Here is an 18,290-nt window from a genome sequence, read left to right as displayed (position 1 = left end):
CGTTTGGTGCTTATAATAAGAAGCTCTGCTTGGGACGTCTTTGTGCTGAAACAAATCATAAAATGAGATCATGTGAATATCTCTGCAATGGCACTTATGTTACCATTCATCCCGTATATACGACTGTTCGAATAAATTATTTAATAGATTTTCTGTGGGACTATAGATTCGTAAAAAATATAAGCAATATGAATTGGAGGTTTAGTTGTTTGGTATCGGCTATTATGCTGTATTCTCTTAAATCATTACAAGCAGAAGTTCAAATTAGAGCTTTTGATATGGATCAATATAACAATGCAGAGAATAATGATATCTATCGTCGGTCGGACTCGTTATATCTCTTGCGAGACACATCAATAAAGAAAAAGGTTATCGAGATAGGAGAAGTGAATATCTTTCGGAGATTCAATCCCATTAAACTAACCGCTGGAAAACTGACTTATGAAGTGTCAAAAACAGCTCTACATTCCAGTGGAAATGCTTTAGAAGTATTACGGAAAATGCCCGGGGTAACGATTATGCCGAATGGTAAAATAAGTTTAAATGGACAGGAGGGTGTACAATTTCTTATCGATGGAAAAACAAGCTTCTTAACTGGAGAAAATCTGATCACTTATCTGTCGGCTATGCCAGCGTCTTCCATAGACATCGTCGAGCTGATTACACAACCCGATGCCACGTTAGATGCAGGAGGTGATGCACGCATTATAAATTTGAAAAGAAATACTAAAGCATCAAATGGAATACGTGTGATTATATCATCGCAGGTGGAACAAGGGAAATACAATAGGATGCAACACCATGTTATGGCTGAGACAACTATTAAAAAAGTATCTCTTTCCAATTCATATTCCTATTCTAAGGGACGGGATCTCGTTGATATTACTTCGAGTAGGTATTTGGATCATGATACAAAAGAAAGCATTAAAGATTTACAGTTGGATATGGATGCTATTAGAAAAAAAGATTATATGAACCATTATTACAACAGTACGTTGGATTACAGCCCTACTAAACATGTGAATACAGGAGCGTATGTATTGCTTAATAACAACAGACGAGTTAAAGATGAAGAAGTTAATTCGGTTTTTCTATATCATAAGGTACAACCTGATTCTGTTATAAATACGAGTAATCTACTGCACCATAACTTTAGAAATTTTAGTACAGGTGCGTTCTTAATTGCCAATATTGATAAAGACTCAAAATGGGAAAACTATTTCGATCGTCAAGATTTTAGACAGTCAGACCAGCAGGTTCAGTGGTCTGACAAATTGCTGGTAGATAACTTTAAATCCGAAAAGCAAGAGTTAGTTGGTCATACAGATGTTCAGGTGAAGATCACCACGATGCAGAGTAAATATCAGTTTAATATAATTTCAAAGCTAGTGTCGACATTTGGAGGTAAATATACGCGTGTCAATATGCGTACAAAGTCATTGTATGATGTGTATCGAAATAACCAATGGCAAGCAGAGAAACAGCTCAGTAATGGATTTGGGCATGCGGAGAAATTAAAATCATTGTTTTTTCAATTGCAGTATCAAACATCAGAAGTGTTTACACTTGATATGGGATTACGTTATGAACATGCCGCATTCAACAGTTTGGCTACTAACGATACGGATGCACATGATGAACAACTCAGATCCTATAAAAATTTTTTTCCAAATATGACGATGACCTATAGCATGTCAACTCAACAAAAGCTATCATTACATTATAATAGAAGAGTAAATCGTCCAAACTTTAGAGATTTAAATCCTTTTGTTGAAGTAAACGATCCTTATCTCTATGAAAAAGGAAATCCAGATCTAAAGCCAGAATTTGTAAATAATATGGAATTGACTTGGGTTTTTAAAAATACGTATTCACTTCAGTTTTCTTATACGCTAAAACAAGATCCAATAAGTAAAAGCTACAATCTAGACCATAATAATCGAACGGTAGTAATGCCTCTGAATCTAGATCATGCTTCTGGTTTTGGCTTAAGGTTTAATGCGACAACTATATCACCTATGCGCAGCTGGAATATACAGGCAAATGCCAATTTAATGTACAAAAACTTCGAATGGATCACGAAGGATAAAGTATTTCACAATCGCCGGTTGACACCTGCTATTCAATTACAAAATCAATTTAATTTACCTTCCAAAGTAAATTTAGAAATTAATTGTTTTTTCAATGGTGCTACGGCAGAGGGTCAAGCTTATATTGCTCATTTATGGTCTATCAATACAGGACTCCGTAAAACCTTTTTCCAAGACAAATTTACTTTGTATATTTATGCCAACGACCTTTTTAGAAGTAATAGGCCTAATATTACCTTCAATGGAGATGTAATGAACGGAAAATACCGAGAGTCTTATGATAGTAGAGCATTCGGGATTAATCTTTCTTACAGGTTGAATAAAGGAGGAAAAACTGATCCTAAAAATAATAATATAGGTAACCGCTTAGAGGAAAATAACAGAATTAGTTACTGATATGATGATAGCCAGAACTTCACAACCAAAAGTAAATTTAATACATCAGGTAGGGCCAGCCATATGGGGTATTGTTTCTTTTAATATCCTTCGTATTGTCACTGATCTAACAAAGAAAGATGAATTTTGGTCAGGTGGTATTCGGATACACGCCAATGGACTGATGATCTCGATAGCTATCTGCTATATTATCACGTTCATGTGGCGCAATGGACTCAAAAAACTATTTTCTAGAGCTCATGATATTCCAACGAATATTATGACGGAATATAGCATATGCTTGTTTCAGGTCATTGTTATTCTTAATCCGATTATCTTCATCAGTGAGCGCCTAGGCTGGATCTACATGGGCGATGGTTTTATTGATTATATTTTGGTCAATGCCATTTATATTCCCTTGTTATTACTTTATTATACCTTGTTAAGAAATGAGGTAATTAATAAAAGTTTGACAGATAGCAGGGTTCATATTGAACAAATCAAAGCAGACAAACTGGGTACCGATCTGCAATTATTAAGAAGTCAATATCATCCACATTTCCTTTTCAATGCCCTCAATACCATATATTTTCAGGTTGATGACTCAAATACCGTGGCTAAAAGAAGCTTGGAGCAGTTGTCAGAATTATTGCGCTATCAAATCTATAATGTTGACGATAAAGTGTCACTGGATCAGGAAATCACCTATTTGACATCCTATATCGCTTTTCAACAGCAGAGACTCACTGAAAGATTAACCGTGTATACCGATTTTGACGACGAATGGGAAGGACTTGCTATTTTTCCATTACTTTTTCAGCCCCTCATCGAAAACGCATTTAAGTATGTAAGAGGTGAGTATAAAATTGATATCAGTCTAAAACGTCAAGGTGAAGAGATAATTTTTAAGGTTTCGAATACGGTGCTTGAACATACAGTGAATAAGCAGGGCATTCCGATTGGAGGGCCTGTAAAATCTGGTTCGGGATTGACCAATCTTATAAAGAGGCTTGATTTATTATATCCTGATCAATACATATTAAGATCTAAAAGGGAGCCACAGTTATTTTCAACAGAATTAATCATAAACTTGTAAAGAATGATGGATATCAAATGTGCCATTGTTGACGATGAGCCATTCGCACGCAAAGGAATAGCTGCCTATATCGATAAAATTAGTTTTCTTAAACTCACGGCGGAGTGTGAAGATGCTATTGAACTCAGTGAATATCTCAGTACTGAGCACGTAGACCTTATTTTTCTGGATATTGAGATGCCCGAACTTTCGGGCTTAGATTTTATTGCCACATTGAGCAGTCCTCCAAAGATTATTATTGTATCGGCCTATGAAAAATATGCACTACGTGGATATGAATTAGAAGTGGTCGATTATCTTTTAAAACCAGTTCCATTTGGCAGGTTTTTAAAGGCAGCCCATCGAGCCCACGAAATCATCACTACAGCACATGCGCATAGCTTGAATATCTCTAAAAAAGCACAAGAGGAACATATTTTTATTAAAGTAGATAAAAAATTAAAAAAGGTGATGCTACAGGATATCCTTTTTATTCAAAGTATGGGAAATTATGTCATTGTTCATACCTTACACAGTCAGGATATCACCTATTGTACACTTCAACAAATGTTTTCTCTTTTACCAAAGCATCCGTTTATTAGCTGTCACAGATCCTACATTGTCAACATGAATAATATTTCTGCCATAGAAGGCAATCAGATACAAGTTGGTAGTTACAAAATTCCTATCGCACGCAATTTGAAAGATGAGGTCATGACTTTAATTTTAAGACATCAATAGGTTAAAAAAATCTTTTCCTTCAGTTATTTACCTCATTATTTTCTTAGTTTTCTAAATTACATCTTAGGGCCAATTTTTTAGTCAAGTTTTATTCACAGGTAAATTATCTAGTTTCTATTGAATTCAAGCAAACATTTGTCCGCACTATTAGGGGAAGCCGCTGATTTTGGTACTATTAGTATAAGGAATGTTGGATAGCAAGACCAACGTTTACTTTTCAGATTAAGCGATAAGGATTAAAATAACTAATTATAACCTTGTTAAAGAAAATAATATGGCAAACTGTGATAAGCTCAAAGAAGAGCAAATTCAAATTTCAAAGGAAAATTGGAATAAGACATTAGCTGATGTAGCACTATACATTAAAGATCAGGTGGACAAAGGATTAAATCCAGAGCAATATAATCCTGGACCAGGAAAACCCTTAGTTAATTTACTCAAATTAGCGGAGGATTACAAAAATGAGAGCGATAGGCAAGTAATGGAAATCAGTAATCAAATTGATGCGGAGTGTACGGAAGATATGATTGGCATAGCGCAAACACTGGTTGATCTGGCAATTGCAAAATTTACAAAAGGAATTTCTTTGATATTACCGAAATATATCACTCATATTGATGTAAAAGAAATATTTAATGGGAAACCTTTTGGTGGGGATAATAGTATCGTCAATCAAGCTAGGGGAGCACTAATGAGAGGAATAGGTATTGATGAGAATAGTGATTTGGGTAAAGTGATCTTGGATCCTGCGGCTACTGCAAAAAATTCATGAGAAAACGATAATGGTGATATTGGTAATTTTATTAAGGGTCTGTTTTAGTAGTCGCTACATGGTATAGAGAAATAATGCAATCAATAAGCTATACAGCACTATTGATTGCATTGTTACTTATTTTAATTCAATAATTCTATTACTGCCTGTTGGTTGTTGCACATCTTGTTCAATAGATAAAGTCAGTTTTAGACATACTGTCAATACCAACAGTCCGATAAGTGATACAGGAAATATGATACCAATAACGATCGCCCATAGTAGAGAAATATGGAGGTACACTTTTCCTGTGCTAGCTGAAACTTTCAATTTGGAGCTTCTAAGAGCATCAAATGCTTTTTGAAAACCATTTGAAATTGTTTTGCTATTGATGTCGAAGATTGTTTTAGTTTTCATGATAAATCTGTTTATGTATTTATTTATGAATCAAAAGTAGCGCTATTTCGTTGCAGTGCTTATGGGAATTAGGTAGGTCAAGGTATAAAGTCGGTAAAGTAATAACTTTCTACGGTTAGTGATCTCAGAGGGAGTTCTTTAATAGAATATATCAACTATCTATGTTCAATTTATCTTAACACGGATGCTGATCAAATACTGCCTAATGCGGAACCTGTAATGTAAAACAGGTCTCTTGAGCATCTGATCTGACAGTCAAAGTTCCTTTATGAGCCCTTGCTATTTCTGAAGCAATATACAATCCAAGACCAAGACCATTCTGGTTAGCTTGATTATTTTGACGTTGAAATGGGTGGAAAAGATGTTTCAATGCCTCTTCAGGAATTGGCTCTCCTTTATTTGTGACAATAACCTCCCAATAATCACTTGTCGTTGTCGCACGTAAAATCACAGGAGAATCATAAGATCCATGTGTAATTGCATTTCCAAGTAAGTTGGACACCAACTGCGCTAATCTTCCAGGATCACATGATACGGGTTGATTGATATTAAAATCTGATGCTATCATACTCGCGGGATATGTCACCCTTAACTCATCGCTAACTTGATTCAGTAACTTTTCAAGATCAGATATAATCGGAGTAATGAAAAATCCACCTCCTAAACGACCACGAGCAAGATCCATGATATTATCTATCATCTCGTGCATCCTTCTGGAGCCACTCTCAATTATATTAATAAGTCTTTCTTCAGGCTGTCCTATTTTTTTTCTAGCAAGTAATTGTGCCGCATTAATAATACCACCTAAGGGATTACGCAGATCGTGCCCGAGTACAGCAATAAACTGTTCGCGGATCAAGGCATTTTGTTGTTCCATTTTCAGTTCAGCTTGAGCAAGCTGTTTTGCCATCTGAAGATTTTCCTCGTACAGTCGGCGATCTGATGCACTAAAAATATTAAAGCGTATGAAGAGTACCTGCTGTTTATCATTTCTTCTTTCATAACCATTTATATATACAGGTAATTTTCCATCTCCTGAATCTGCTAATTCAAGTGCTATTTCATCAAAATGTCCCTGCAAGCGCAATAATGGCCAAAGATGGGTTTCGAAATAAATTCTTCCACCTACACTTAGGATATTAGAAAAACGCTGCCCCACTAATTTATTAGGTACTGTATTCAACCAAGTAGTAGCGCGCTTGTTGATCCTTGCAATATTTCCAGTTGGATCCGTAATGACAAAACCACATAGTGACGATTCGAAGAAATCATCGAAATCTTCGGCGTCAGGGTGCATAAATTTATTGGTCATATAGGTAATTGCTAATTGCTGAGATTGTTTCTTCTGGAGCACTCAAATTAGGACAATGCCCAGTTGCATCCATGATGACAAGTGTACTCAGCGGTATTTTACTGTGCATATAATGACCTACTTCAATTGGAGCAATCACATCATTGCTACATTGTAAGATTAACACAGGATGTCTTGTATCTGCTAAGATTTCACGCTTATCTGTCAAAAATGTAGTCCGAGCAAAATGCTTTGCGATTTCGGGATCTGTTTTACAAAAGCTATTCGCGAGTTCCGCTCCAAGTTCCTTTTTGTCAGGATTGCCCATGATGACAGGGCCCATTGCCATTGACCAACCTAAATGGTTATTATTTAATGATGCTAATAGCTCATCGATTTCTGAATGGCTAAAGCCTCCTATATAATCTTCTTGATTAATATAAGAAGGAGAGGGGGCTACCAAAATCAGTGTCTTAAAAATTTCAGGAGCCATCTTCGCCGCTATAAGCCCCATTATAGCGCTCACAGAGTGTCCAACAAATACAACGTCGCTAATTTTTAGTTCCTTAGCAATTGCTACAATATCTTCTGCGTATCCCTCAAGACGATCATATTTATCAAAAGAATATGCAGATAGATCAGAGTTTCCTGCGCCTACATGATCAAAAAGTACTGTTTTGTAGTTCTCCTGGAATGAAGGATATACATGACGCCACATATTTTGATCGCATCCGAAGCCATGAGCAAACATCATGACATGGTCTCCAGTTCCACTTACGACAACATTGTTTCTTTTCAGTATTCCCATACGAAGAGATCTTGGTTAAGGTGATATATCTCATCTAATTTACGATTTGTTGATGACCTAATAAAACTTTAATTTTTATCTTCTCTACAATAAAGCCATTTATAACACGATGTAAATAGCTCTATATTGCAAAAGAGAGTTTGAATGCATCACAAAAACACATACTCTAAGTACTCAACAAACAGAAAATATAAAATATCCAAGGATTGATATCAAACAGCAGTATTATTCATTCAATAAATTGCTATTCATGACTATTTCTCTCACTTTATTTTCAAAATAGTAATGAAGATTACTGTCATCACTATATTGATTTTCTAAGACAATCATATCGACATCTTTTTCAGGAAAATAAATTTTAAGTGATGCAAAACCCAATCCCTTTCCTGGATGTCCGATGTATTTTACAGGTGTCTTGTCATTGACGTAGACACCATAACCATATCCAATACGCGCTGTACCAAAAGCTTCATGTTGTGCTGTTATACTATAACTGGTCATTAGCTTATACGTCTCTGGTTTCAATATTTTTCCATGATGCAATTTTATATCCCAATTATTAAGATCTTGTAAATTTGAAACAATTCCACCCGCAGGAATAAAATCAATCCACCCTTCTCTTTGTACAGGATGTTCTCTTAATTTAAATATACTGTCGGCACTCGTGTATCCATTGACCAATCTATTTTGCATTTTATGTTCTTCATAACAAAAGCTATTATTCATATCCAACTCGTCAAACAAGTCTGTGGCGGCGTCAATGTATGTTTTGCCAGTTACTTTTTCAATGACTTGACCTAGCATAGAGTACGAGATCACATTATATAAAAAATCAGTACCCGGTTTAAAATTTAACGGTTGGTCAATATCCGTTATCCCTGACGAAAAATTTAACAAATGATGTAATGTAACGGTGTCTGCCCAGGACTGTGTGATATGAGGTAAGTATTTTTTAACGGGAACTTCTAGCGAAAGATTTCCTTTGTCAACTTCTATTAAAATTAAAACTGCTGTGATTTGTTTACTATTCGACTGAATTCGAAACTTATCGGTTATTTTCAGAGGAATTTTATGCTCAAAATCCGAATAGCCAAAAGCTCTGGAGTAGGCGATTTTTCCTTTTTTAGTGATCAGTACAACGCCATTAAAACTTCTAGGGGCTGTTGTCTGTAATAAACTGTCAATTTTAGCGGAATAATCATCTTTTAATTGTCCATAGGTAGTCGAACATACTGAAGCTGATAAAAATATAAATGCTAAAAATCTTAATAATTGTATCATAGGTCTATGGGTATATGTATTTATTTTATCATCTTGCTTTTTATTTTGCGTCATCACAAACATCACTAGTGATCTACCTCTTGATCTTTACTTTTGACGGATCTTTGAGCAAAGCAGAACGATAGCAGACTTAAAAAAACTAAAAATAGGAATGCTTTTATCATAAAGTTTTATTTTGTCATTTAAATAACGTTGTAGAGAGTCAATAAGTTACAGTAATAAAATTAATATAAAAGGAAATGTTAATCATTTATTTTCCAATTCTATTAAAGTATGACTAGGACAACAAGAATGTATCCTTTCTTTTACGTTACATTTAAGGTGAGCGTCTGTAGATTTAAGGTGAGCGTCTGTCCTGTCGATTTTATTTGGATATCTAGTTGCACGTATTAATTTCTTTATTCAGGTTAGAATAGATTCTACTTATTTCATTTTAGTTAATTATTTGTGAACATCTTTGAGAGATCTTTGTTTTATATAGTAAAAAAGATATTATGGATGTACAGCAAAACAATATGGAGAAGAGAATTACCCTTTATAATGAGTATTATGGATTTTTAGAAAATCCTGGCAACTTTAATTTTGATACCAACCCACATCGACTCATTATCAAGAACTATGCACTTCGTACTGGCGATAAATCTCTTTATGAATTTTACTTAAAAGCAGTATTTCCAGATTGCGCTATAGATGAACTACACAATTTCGATGCTGAGGTTTGTTATTTAAAACAAATGGGAAGAGAGCAATTGGCACTTTGGCTGATTGATAATAAAGTAAAAGTTCTCAAGGCCGATATCAATACCACTGATAAAGATGCTATTTTTGAAGCAGTTTCTATCCCTGATGATGCACATATAGAAACATATTTAAGTAATCAGAAAGGTTTGATTTTAAATTATATAGCGCCGTCAGAATTGATCAAATTCCCGTATCATGTGTGGATCAATACTACATTGAAATGATCTTAATTAAATAGTAATGGACCCTCATGGATAGGGATCAAATGCTACAATTAATTTTAGCATTTGATCTCAGAGGTGCATCATTCTAAACATAAAAATCGTCAAGCGCTCGCGTTTAAAGAAAATTAAATGCGAGCGCTTGACGTTGTCAAAATACACTTTGTCATGTGTTTTTATGGTTTCTTCTTTATGCTTTCGCTTTTCGGTCAGCAAATCACTTGACTTCGATTATTTAAAGCGAAGTTATTTTTTTGCAGTTTCAGATTCAATTGTTTTTTGATCATTAGATTCGATATAATCCTTGAAATTCTTAAAATCTTGATGGATCATTTTTTCAATAGCTGGATTTAAAAGTTTAGCAACTCCAGCACCAATATCTCCCAGAGGAGCTTTATAGGACATTTTAAAAGATATTTCAGTTTCGGATTCTCCCATATCCTTAAATTTAACAGTTCCCGCATTTTGAACCGACGAATCAGCCATGCTTGACCATGAAATTTGCTCATTGGCAACATCCGCATTGATCGCAGCCTTCCATATCAGAGGCTCTACTCCAGATGGTGTTTTAACCTGCCATTCTGAATGTTTTTCATCAATTACTTTCACACGTTCCAAATGTTTCATTATGCGTGGGAGATTTTCAAGTTTACGCCAGAATGCATAAACTTCTTCACGAGGGTAATTGACAGTGATGACCGAATCTACAGTTACATCTGTTGGTTGATCTGTATGATCGATCTCAAATTTATTATATACTGGGCAATAACCCGCAGCACCTCTTAATAAAAGCAAAGCGCTTGATGCAGCCAGAGCTGGATTCTTTTGTTTGCCAGATAGGCTTTTATATAGTAGATATGAAGATGATAGGATCGTGATCAAACGCTCCGTCTTACTGATGTTTTGTTTTAATTCCATAGGGATGATGTAGTTAACGCTATCACAGTTTTTTGATTTTCACAAAACTGTTTCTATAATTACAAACCAAACAGGAGTTTGTTAGTTTAGATTCAGTATTAGTCGATATCCTTTCAGAAAAAATTGGCATTTCTCTTTACAGAAGTTCTAAAACCCCTATAAGTGAACTTTAGGGATTTTGTGCTTATTATATAACTGATGTTTAAGGAGTCTCATCTAGTGATCGCGGATGTCTACAGTAATAGTCTATTTGACACTCACGAAGTTAAACGGTGAAAAATATTTAATACTTTATCATCTATCGCGAACATCATCTTTAATAGAGGGAGATCTCCCAGTAAATTATGGGCTTATGATCATATTTTACTCGTAATTCAGGTCAGTAATAGGCGTATTGCCCATTGAAAATAAATTTGTAAGATGTAGGGTTCTGTCCATAAATTTTTATAAATCAGTGGATTCGAATTTCGGCATGAAAGTAGTGATATATCCAAAGTAAGATCTCGAATTAACAAATGAGTATTTATATAAAGTAAATATGATTAGAAATATTATTTTGAATAGTATAGTTATGTTTCTTTTTAGTGTGGCATGTCAATCCGACCATAATAACAGAAATTTAGGTGAAACAACTAGAAATAATACTCAGGTACAGACGGAAATAAAATTAACAGCAAACCGGACGATAACTTCATGGCTTAACGACGGTATTGAAGGCGTTCAGTTTCTGCACACTAGCGACTGGCAAATCGACGATCGAATTTTTTTAAATAGCAGCTGTGACAAAGGTTATCTGTTATTGCTCAATCGCGATTTAAGTCCATTGGCCGAGTTAGATTATATTCAAGTTTTATATACTGCTAAAGAGGAGGGAGTATGGAATATTTATTTGGAGTCTATGCCTAATATGATCATTCCTAGAACAAAAGTAAACGGAAATTTTAAACCTAGCACATTTGAACAGTTGGCTTTAGCGGGAGAGCAGGTAATGGAACGAAATTATAGAAAAAGCGACGGAACGATTAATGATTCATTTGTTAATAATGAATTTAATACAGACCTTAAGAAAAATCATCTAATTTTTTTATCAAAAAGATTAGAAAGTAAGCTTAAAAGTATTAGATGATCTTCTTTTTCATAATTAACTAAATTTGTTTGGTGTTATAGTACTATATTTAGACAAAGTGAAAGCAATTATGATAGTTAAGAACGCTTTATTGAAAAACAATCGAATTTAAAAAGTGAATCGAGTAAAGATGCCAAAAAACAGATCCAACAAGTAGTATAATCATATTCTCTGAAAATTTTGTCTTTAAAAATTAAAGAAATAGTAAAAAAGGTATGAATTTTGAATAGGGTCTTGAATCAATAATCTAGCAATTTTTATGGAAAATGAGAAATTAGGATCGATTGCACTAATCGGAGGGGGACCCGCAGCTTTATTTATGTTAAAGGAGATTGTGAATCAAAATCTTCAAGTTGAAAATATCTATATTTTTGAAAAAAATGAGCGATTGGGAGTTGGTATGCCTTATGGGAAATATGGATCGTGCAATGAACATCTCGCGAATGTTTCTGCTAATGAAATTCCAGAATTAATATACGATGTTGCTGATTATTTATCGCGAAATCCAACTGATGATTTTCCAGATTATTATATAAACGGCAAATTAAATCCTTATCAAGTTTTACCAAGACTTCTTTTGGGAAATTATCTCGAAAATCAATTTCACGAATATATTAAGCTAGCCCTAAAGCTTAAGATAAAGGTGCATGTTTTGACTGATACAGCTGTGACCGACCTGCTCTATGATCGTAAAAAAGAAAATTATAAGATCACTATCACAAATGATCAAGTATATGATGCTGAAGTTGTGGTTATATGTACAGGGCATTACTGGCCATTAACATTTGAAGGAAAGAAAAAAGGATGGTATGATTCTCCTTATCCGCCTTCAAAATTTGATCAAAGAACAAATTTTCCCGTTGCTATTAAAGGAGCTTCCCTAACTGCTGTGGATGCTGTCAAAACTTTATCACGGTTAAATGGCCAGTATTTCTATGACGATGATAAAGTAAGCTATGTTCTGAATGAAGATTCTAAAAACTTTTCTATACATCTTTTTTCGACTGGTGGTTATCTTCCTGCATTACGTTTCCATTCCGAGTCCGAACCATACTCTCTTTCTTGGTCAATGACATTAGATGAGATTTATGATTATAAAGAGAAAAATAATGGTTTTGTGGCTCTCGACTACGTTTTTGAAAGAAATTTCAAAAACCCAATTAGGCATAGTGATCCCGAATTTTATGAAAAGATCAAAGATATGACTATTGAGGAATTTGTCGAAGAAATGCTCAGTTTGCGAAAGGAACTAGATAGTTTTACCCTTTTTAGAGCTGAATATCTAGAGGCAAAAAAATCAATAAATAGAAGAAAGTCTATTTCTTGGAAGGAGCGTTTGGCAGCCTTCAGCTATGCAATGAATTACCCAGCTAAGCATTTTTCGGCAGAAGACATGCTGCGGTTACGTAAAGTATTAATGCCACTTATCAGTGTAATCATCGCTTCTCTACCACAGGAATCGTATAAAGAAATTATTGCGCTGTATGAAGCTGGTGTTATTGAACATATCCAAGTTGACAGAGATAGTCATGTTGATCCTCATGCTGATACGGGTGCAATCTATCGTTATGTGGATATCCAAGATAAAAAACACGAACACCATTATCAACTCTATGTTGACGGTACTGGGCAACAGCCCCTAGAATTTAACGATCTGCCATTTGAAGGACTAAAAGATCAAGGATTGATCAGTACAGGATATCTTAATTTTAAGGATCCGAATGAAGGAGAAAAATATGTAAGTGAAAAAAGTCTCCATGTCAAGAGCGATAGTAACAACGGTTATTACATGCAAGTAAAAGGTTTAAGTATAAATGATTATTTTCAGGCACTTGATGCTTTTGGAAATGCAACTAAAAATCTTTTTATAATGGCAGTACCATTCATAGGAGGGCTGAATCCAGACTATTCTGGACTTGACTTTTGCGATACGGCTAGTAGGAGAATAGTCAAGTTTATAAATCAGTAGTGCAAGTTCTCGTACTAAGCAGTGACCGCTTCGTAAATATCAATAGGTATTGTAAGAAAAGCTAATCGCAAGATTAGCTTTTCTTATATAATATGCTCAAGATTAAATCACCTACGCAAATTGATTTTAATAGCTGATTTCTATGATGCAATTATGTATTATTGCGAAAAAATAGGAGGATTATACTGTACCAATGTGTACATCCATAGATGATCTAACAAGCATCTATTATAAATTACTTCAGAATGGTACCATTAAATCCGGTACTAGCTATCATTTTGTTATTTGACTACAACATTTTTAAAATCAAAAGGTATTCTTTCGATTGAACTTTCATTTTCGATCATCAATTCAATTTTTATGTCATCTCTTTCATCAGCAGTCATATTTCTTTTTAATTTGATCAGTTTGTATATCATATTTGTTTTTTTATCAGTTAACGTCAGATTATTATAACCATGGTCAAGATCTTCATTAACTGCTATTATAACATCTTGATTGATATCCGATTTATAAACATACATCAGGTCATAGCTTTCAAAGTCAATACCTTTATAATCGTCCTCCTCACTGAGCTTATATTTAAAATCGGGAAATACCTGTTGTATATATACCGAATCTACGATACCAAAATAAATTGTCGAATTGTTTTTTGTTAAATGGTTGTCTATAAGATTCATGTTTTTTTCTAAATCTTTAAGCTTACCCAGATTGAAATATGATTTCTCATTTGCTGAAGGCTTAAAGTATTTGATAACACCTTTAATATCCATGTTTCTGTATTTTTTATGTTCATCGATATTATATCTAGCCAAAACATTTGCTCTTCTGAAAATGTTTTCAAAAAAGTTATTTTGAAGTATCTGCCCATTATAATTTGTAGTCGTCAGCGTATCTATTTTAATGAGGTGAAATCTTCCATAGGGCTTATTTTCAAGCGCTAAACTGATTTCAATCATATCTGATATTTTGATCGTATGAGATAGCACGACTTTTTCTTGTGAATAAAGGGATACAGTAGACATGATTAGGAGTAGCAGTGTGGTTAGTTTTTTCATTTTGTATGTTGGTAATTGCTAAAGTACTGGATTTCTTTTTCTATATGAAAATACTCGTTTTCATGTTCTAGCTTTTTAAATTCAATCTTTCTTCCTGTAGATCAAGTAGGCGAAGATGCTTTTTTATGATTTCTTCATCTAGCAAAAGTTCTTTACGATTTTTATTGATCAGCCAGTTCCTTTGCGTTTCTAAAATGTCAATATAAATATTTCGGTATTCAGTGTAATTAATAATGATTTCAGAACTGCTCAATTGGTGTTCATATTTCTCTAATTGATCCTTCAATATTGGGAAACTTTCTATTTTGTGTGCATAATCGCTACGAATTTTATCAACAGCCACTTGAGCGAGGTTGTTCTGTATTTCGTAATCTATTTCTTTTTCGCTTCTCACAAAATCACGGTCTATCAATGGAAATTTTTTTAATAGAATAGGTAGAGTAAGCCCCTGTACGAGCAATGTGAGAAGAATGACGACAAATGTGATGAAGAGTATCAGATTCCTTTGAGGAAAAGGAGTTCCATCACTTAAAGTCAAAGGGATTGAAAGCGCTGCCGCCAAAGACACTACGCCTCTCATGCCTGTCCATCCAATGATCATGGGTGTTTTCCATCCAGGTGATTGAGCATCTGCAACCGTGATAAAATTTCTCATAATTAAAGTCGTAATCACTGCGGCGTAACCGGCAAGAACTCTTACTATAACTAGAACGCCAGTAACGGCAATTCCATATCCAATTGCAGTATAAATATCCGTATCTCCTAAACCGGAAACAATTTCAGGCAAATCTAAACCGATAAGCATAAAAACAATACCATTTAGTAAAAAAACAAAAGTTTCCCACACCGTGACGGTACGTATTCGAGATGCACTGCTCAAAAAGTCATGACTTCTATAGGAAAGAAACAAGCCACCACTTACGACAGCTAACACTCCAGAGGCGTGTAGCTGTTCTGCTGCTAAATACATTGAGAAGGGTGCAATAAAAGTGAGTAAAATATCAGTGTTTGAATCTGTGGGTAAAATCTTGTGCATTTTCAGAAAAATATATGCTATAGTCAGCCCTATTCCCACACCACCTATACACATCCATACAAAGCTTCCCGCGGCCTCCTGCCAAACAAATTGTCCTGTTGCTGCTGCAATCATTGCAAACCGGAAAATGATTAAAGAAGAAGCATCATTCAACAAACTTTCACCTTCGAGTATGGAGGCCAATCTTTTTGGTACTTTAACAAATTTTAAGATTGCTCCAGCACTTACTGCATCAGGGGGAGAAACGATTCCACCCAATAAAAACCCTAAGGCTAAAGAAAATCCAGGAATAAAATAATTAGCGAAAATCGCAACCGATAACGCAGTGAAAAACACAACGACAAAAGCAAAACTAAAAATAATTCTACGCCAGCGCCAAAGTTCTTTCCAGGAGGTCGACCATGCCGCCTCATATAGCAGAGGAGGTAAAAAGAGAATAAATATCAATTCTGGTTCAATTTTTATAGGGGGTACTCCTGGAATAAAACTTATCAAAAGTCCTGCTAATACAAGCAATACAGGATAAGCGACCTGAATTTTTTTTGCCAGCATAATAAGCATGGTAATCATCAGGACCAGAAATAGATAAAATTCAAAATTTTCTAACATATATAGATTTTAGATATATAAATATATATTAAATTTTTAGAAAGATTTACAGCCGATTTTAATTTGAATAGACTAAGTATGCAACACCTTAAAAAATATATATTTGCATGATGGCTACTCCCGTAAAAGCTTTTGTGATGGAGTTGATCGTAAAAACACTTTTGGCGTTACCGCAATGCAATCTTGAATATTCTTTAATCCATAATATGCTGTTTGTATAATTTTACTATAACTGATAGTCGCTAATTCTAATTCTGTAATTTTCTTTTTTCCATGTGATTCAGGATAAATATATCAATGCTATCTGTTTGAGCGAAAATTTAATAGGCGCAAAGAGATCATCCGATCGAGACTATTGATTATTTCAAAATATGGATCATATGAAGATGAATGTAAGGATTGGCTAATGTTTAAATTGATATAAATCCAATATAAGCATTGGAAAGAAATCTATTCAAATATGTTAATAATGGTCATCCAATAGGACTTATGTTTGCCGCAGTGGAAATTAATATTAACGGCAGTTTTGTTTGATACACCCCACATTAATATGATTTTATAGTTTTAAAAGTGTTTATATATATTGTTTTAAAACAAATAGCTGTATCAAATGTTATTTTTAGAGAGGAAGTTCTTCATTAACTACTCATTTAAATATAGGGTAGAACATAAATAAAAATTTATATCCAAATTGCCTATGAGCGACATTTACAAAAAATCAGCAGCAATATGTATCGTTGTTTTACTATTCTTGACGTTGACAGTATTATTCATAAAAGCTACTACACTATTACTTTTATTATTTGGAGGAATTCTCATTTCTATACTTTTCCATGCAATTTCATCTAAGATACAACAATGGACAGGTTTAAATTCCAAAATATGTTTACTGTTAGCTATACTTTGGGATGTTATCTTCTGTAGCACCATATCATATTTTATCGGCAATACAGCCGTTACGCAATATAAGGAGCTGGCCGCTACAGTACCTAAAATGATAGACAATCTCCAGACTTATTTGACTAGTACGAATTGGGGTACTTATCTCATCGATAATATGGATAGTGCAGAAGATCAGATGACCAAAGTTATAGAACATTTACCACAGGTATTCAGTGGTACATTTGGTTTTTTGGGAGATCTCTATGCCTTACTATTTTTGGGTATATTCATTATGATTTCCCCCAAGGAGTATATGATTGGCATTGTCAGCTTATTTCCTGACAAGAATAAATCTACAGTAGAGGAGGTTCTGACTAAAGTTGGAGAGCAGTTGAAGATCTGGTTGAAAGTTCAATTATTGGATATGCTGTTTGTTTTTGTTTTAACAGCACTTTCTTTACTTATTTTAGGAATTGAACTTTGGTTGATTCTGGCCTTGATAGCGGGAATACTATCTTTCATCCCCAATTTGGGCCCAACTATCGCACTTATACCTGCTGCTTTGGTAGGTTTGCTTGATGGACCTGTAACAGCATTGTACATAATCGCAATTTTTGTGGGTGTCCAGATAATAGAATCAGCAGTTTTTGCACCCTTCGTCCAGAAAAAGATGCTATCATTACCACCAGCTATGGTACTCTTTTTTCAATTGCTAATGGGTACAGTTACAGGAGCATTAGGTTTGCTATTTGCAACACCGATACTGGTCGCTCTTGTCAATTTCGTCAACGAAATATACGTAATCAGGGTATTGAGACAAGAGACAGCAGGAGAGATGATCGAAGAAATAGAAAGTGATCATTAAATCTAGAATATGGGGCTGTTCAGATTTAATCTGACT

General features: G+C 34.5%; 15 protein-coding genes. 8 read left to right on the top strand and 7 right to left on the bottom strand.

The features are described from left to right. Positions 1-188: 188 nt before the first annotated feature. The 4 genes from MUB18_RS15980 (at position 189) to MUB18_RS15965 (ending at position 5,053) form a co-directional block, all read left to right on the top strand. Positions 189-2,486 carry an outer membrane beta-barrel family protein gene (locus tag MUB18_RS15980; RefSeq protein WP_248753819.1) on the top strand — a complete coding sequence of 766 codons (2,298 nt, stop codon included), beginning with the start codon at positions 189-191 and terminating at the stop codon, positions 2,484-2,486. 1 nt (position 2,487) lies between these two features. Then, entirely contained in the window at positions 2,488-3,561 is a 1,074-nt protein-coding gene (locus tag MUB18_RS15975) for a sensor histidine kinase (protein WP_248753818.1), read from the top strand. Positions 3,562-3,564: 3 nt separating this feature from the next. Further along, entirely contained in the window at positions 3,565-4,281 is a 717-nt protein-coding gene (locus tag MUB18_RS15970; RefSeq protein WP_248753817.1) for a LytR/AlgR family response regulator transcription factor, read from the top strand. A gap of 274 nt (positions 4,282-4,555) precedes the next feature. After that, on the top strand, positions 4,556-5,053 hold the full coding sequence (locus tag MUB18_RS15965) for a hypothetical protein (RefSeq protein WP_248753816.1): 498 nt from the start codon (positions 4,556-4,558) through the stop codon (positions 5,051-5,053). A 117-nt stretch (positions 5,054-5,170) separates the two neighbouring features. Here the strand turns inward: MUB18_RS15965 and MUB18_RS15960 are convergent, their stop codons facing one another. The 4 genes from MUB18_RS15960 to MUB18_RS15945 all read right to left on the bottom strand — a co-directional run bounded on the left by MUB18_RS15960 (position 5,171) and on the right by MUB18_RS15945 (position 8,829). Beyond that, positions 5,171-5,449 carry a hypothetical protein gene (locus tag MUB18_RS15960; protein ID WP_045754808.1) on the bottom strand — a complete coding sequence of 93 codons (279 nt, stop codon included), beginning with the start codon at positions 5,447-5,449 and terminating at the stop codon, positions 5,171-5,173. Positions 5,450-5,651: 202 nt separating this feature from the next. Further along, complete coding sequence (locus MUB18_RS15955) at positions 5,652-6,761, bottom strand: PAS domain-containing sensor histidine kinase (protein ID WP_045754807.1); 1,110 nt, start codon at positions 6,759-6,761, stop codon at positions 5,652-5,654. Then, positions 6,751-7,548 carry an alpha/beta fold hydrolase gene (locus MUB18_RS15950; RefSeq protein ID WP_045754806.1) on the bottom strand — a complete coding sequence of 266 codons (798 nt, stop codon included), beginning with the start codon at positions 7,546-7,548 and terminating at the stop codon, positions 6,751-6,753. The genes MUB18_RS15955 and MUB18_RS15950 overlap by 11 nt, the downstream gene beginning before the upstream one ends. A 225-nt stretch (positions 7,549-7,773) precedes the next feature. Then, entirely contained in the window at positions 7,774-8,829 is a 1,056-nt protein-coding gene (locus MUB18_RS15945; RefSeq protein ID WP_248753815.1) for a serine hydrolase domain-containing protein, read from the bottom strand. 494 nt (positions 8,830-9,323) lie between these two features. Between MUB18_RS15945 and MUB18_RS15940 the strand changes: the two genes are divergently transcribed. Continuing rightward, on the top strand, positions 9,324-9,794 hold the full coding sequence (locus MUB18_RS15940) for a hypothetical protein (RefSeq protein ID WP_248753814.1): 471 nt from the start codon (positions 9,324-9,326) through the stop codon (positions 9,792-9,794). Between the two features lie 243 nt (positions 9,795-10,037). Here the strand turns inward: MUB18_RS15940 and MUB18_RS15935 are convergent, their stop codons facing one another. Next, positions 10,038-10,709 (bottom strand): SRPBCC family protein, encoded by a 672-nt coding sequence (locus MUB18_RS15935; protein WP_248753813.1) that lies wholly within the window; start codon positions 10,707-10,709, stop codon positions 10,038-10,040. Between the two features lie 571 nt (positions 10,710-11,280). Between MUB18_RS15935 and MUB18_RS15930 the strand changes: the two genes are divergently transcribed. Then, positions 11,281-11,835, top strand: a complete 555-nt coding sequence (locus tag MUB18_RS15930) for a hypothetical protein (RefSeq protein WP_248753812.1) — start codon at positions 11,281-11,283, stop codon at positions 11,833-11,835. Between the two features lie 259 nt (positions 11,836-12,094). Continuing rightward, positions 12,095-13,804 carry an FAD/NAD(P)-binding protein gene (locus MUB18_RS15925; RefSeq protein ID WP_045754802.1) on the top strand — a complete coding sequence of 570 codons (1,710 nt, stop codon included), beginning with the start codon at positions 12,095-12,097 and terminating at the stop codon, positions 13,802-13,804. Between the two features lie 281 nt (positions 13,805-14,085). Here the strand turns inward: MUB18_RS15925 and MUB18_RS15920 are convergent, their stop codons facing one another. Both MUB18_RS15920 and MUB18_RS15915 read right to left on the bottom strand, forming a co-directional pair. Next, positions 14,086-14,862, bottom strand: a complete 777-nt coding sequence (locus tag MUB18_RS15920) for a hypothetical protein (RefSeq protein WP_248753811.1) — start codon at positions 14,860-14,862, stop codon at positions 14,086-14,088. 67 nt (positions 14,863-14,929) lie between these two features. Further along, the gene (locus MUB18_RS15915) at positions 14,930-16,507 is read right to left on the bottom strand and encodes a Na+/H+ antiporter (RefSeq protein ID WP_094771962.1); all 1,578 of its coding nucleotides are present in this window, start codon (positions 16,505-16,507) and stop codon (positions 14,930-14,932) included. 697 nt (positions 16,508-17,204) lie between these two features. Between MUB18_RS15915 and MUB18_RS15910 the strand changes: the two genes are divergently transcribed. Next, complete coding sequence (locus tag MUB18_RS15910; protein WP_248753810.1) at positions 17,205-18,254, top strand: AI-2E family transporter; 1,050 nt, start codon at positions 17,205-17,207, stop codon at positions 18,252-18,254. Positions 18,255-18,290 lie beyond the last annotated feature (36 nt).

It is taken from the genome of Sphingobacterium sp. PCS056, assembly GCF_023273895.1.
Taxonomy (GTDB): Bacteria; Bacteroidota; Bacteroidia; order Sphingobacteriales; family Sphingobacteriaceae; genus Sphingobacterium.
This window is presented reverse-complemented; position numbering and strand designations above follow the sequence as displayed.

Coding starts and splice junctions, on each gene's coding strand:
- MUB18_RS15930 (WP_248753812.1), top strand. CDS start 11,281: ATGTTTCTTTTTAGTGTGGCATGTCAATCCGACCATAATAACAGAAAT.
- MUB18_RS15955 (WP_045754807.1), bottom strand. CDS start 6,761: ATGACCAATAAATTTATGCACCCTGACGCCGAAGATTTCGATGATTTC.
- MUB18_RS15950 (WP_045754806.1), bottom strand. CDS start 7,548: ATGGGAATACTGAAAAGAAACAATGTTGTCGTAAGTGGAACTGGAGAC.
- MUB18_RS15910 (WP_248753810.1), top strand. CDS start 17,205: ATGAGCGACATTTACAAAAAATCAGCAGCAATATGTATCGTTGTTTTA.
- MUB18_RS15915 (WP_094771962.1), bottom strand. CDS start 16,507: ATGTTAGAAAATTTTGAATTTTATCTATTTCTGGTCCTGATGATTACC.
- MUB18_RS15975 (WP_248753818.1), top strand. CDS start 2,488: ATGATGATAGCCAGAACTTCACAACCAAAAGTAAATTTAATACATCAG.
- MUB18_RS15960 (WP_045754808.1), bottom strand. CDS start 5,449: ATGAAAACTAAAACAATCTTCGACATCAATAGCAAAACAATTTCAAAT.
- MUB18_RS15965 (WP_248753816.1), top strand. CDS start 4,556: ATGGCAAACTGTGATAAGCTCAAAGAAGAGCAAATTCAAATTTCAAAG.
- MUB18_RS15935 (WP_248753813.1), bottom strand. CDS start 10,709: ATGGAATTAAAACAAAACATCAGTAAGACGGAGCGTTTGATCACGATC.
- MUB18_RS15970 (WP_248753817.1), top strand. CDS start 3,565: ATGATGGATATCAAATGTGCCATTGTTGACGATGAGCCATTCGCACGC.
- MUB18_RS15920 (WP_248753811.1), bottom strand. CDS start 14,862: ATGAAAAAACTAACCACACTGCTACTCCTAATCATGTCTACTGTATCC.
- MUB18_RS15925 (WP_045754802.1), top strand. CDS start 12,095: ATGGAAAATGAGAAATTAGGATCGATTGCACTAATCGGAGGGGGACCC.
- MUB18_RS15980 (WP_248753819.1), top strand. CDS start 189: ATGAATTGGAGGTTTAGTTGTTTGGTATCGGCTATTATGCTGTATTCT.
- MUB18_RS15940 (WP_248753814.1), top strand. CDS start 9,324: ATGGATGTACAGCAAAACAATATGGAGAAGAGAATTACCCTTTATAAT.
- MUB18_RS15945 (WP_248753815.1), bottom strand. CDS start 8,829: ATGATACAATTATTAAGATTTTTAGCATTTATATTTTTATCAGCTTCA.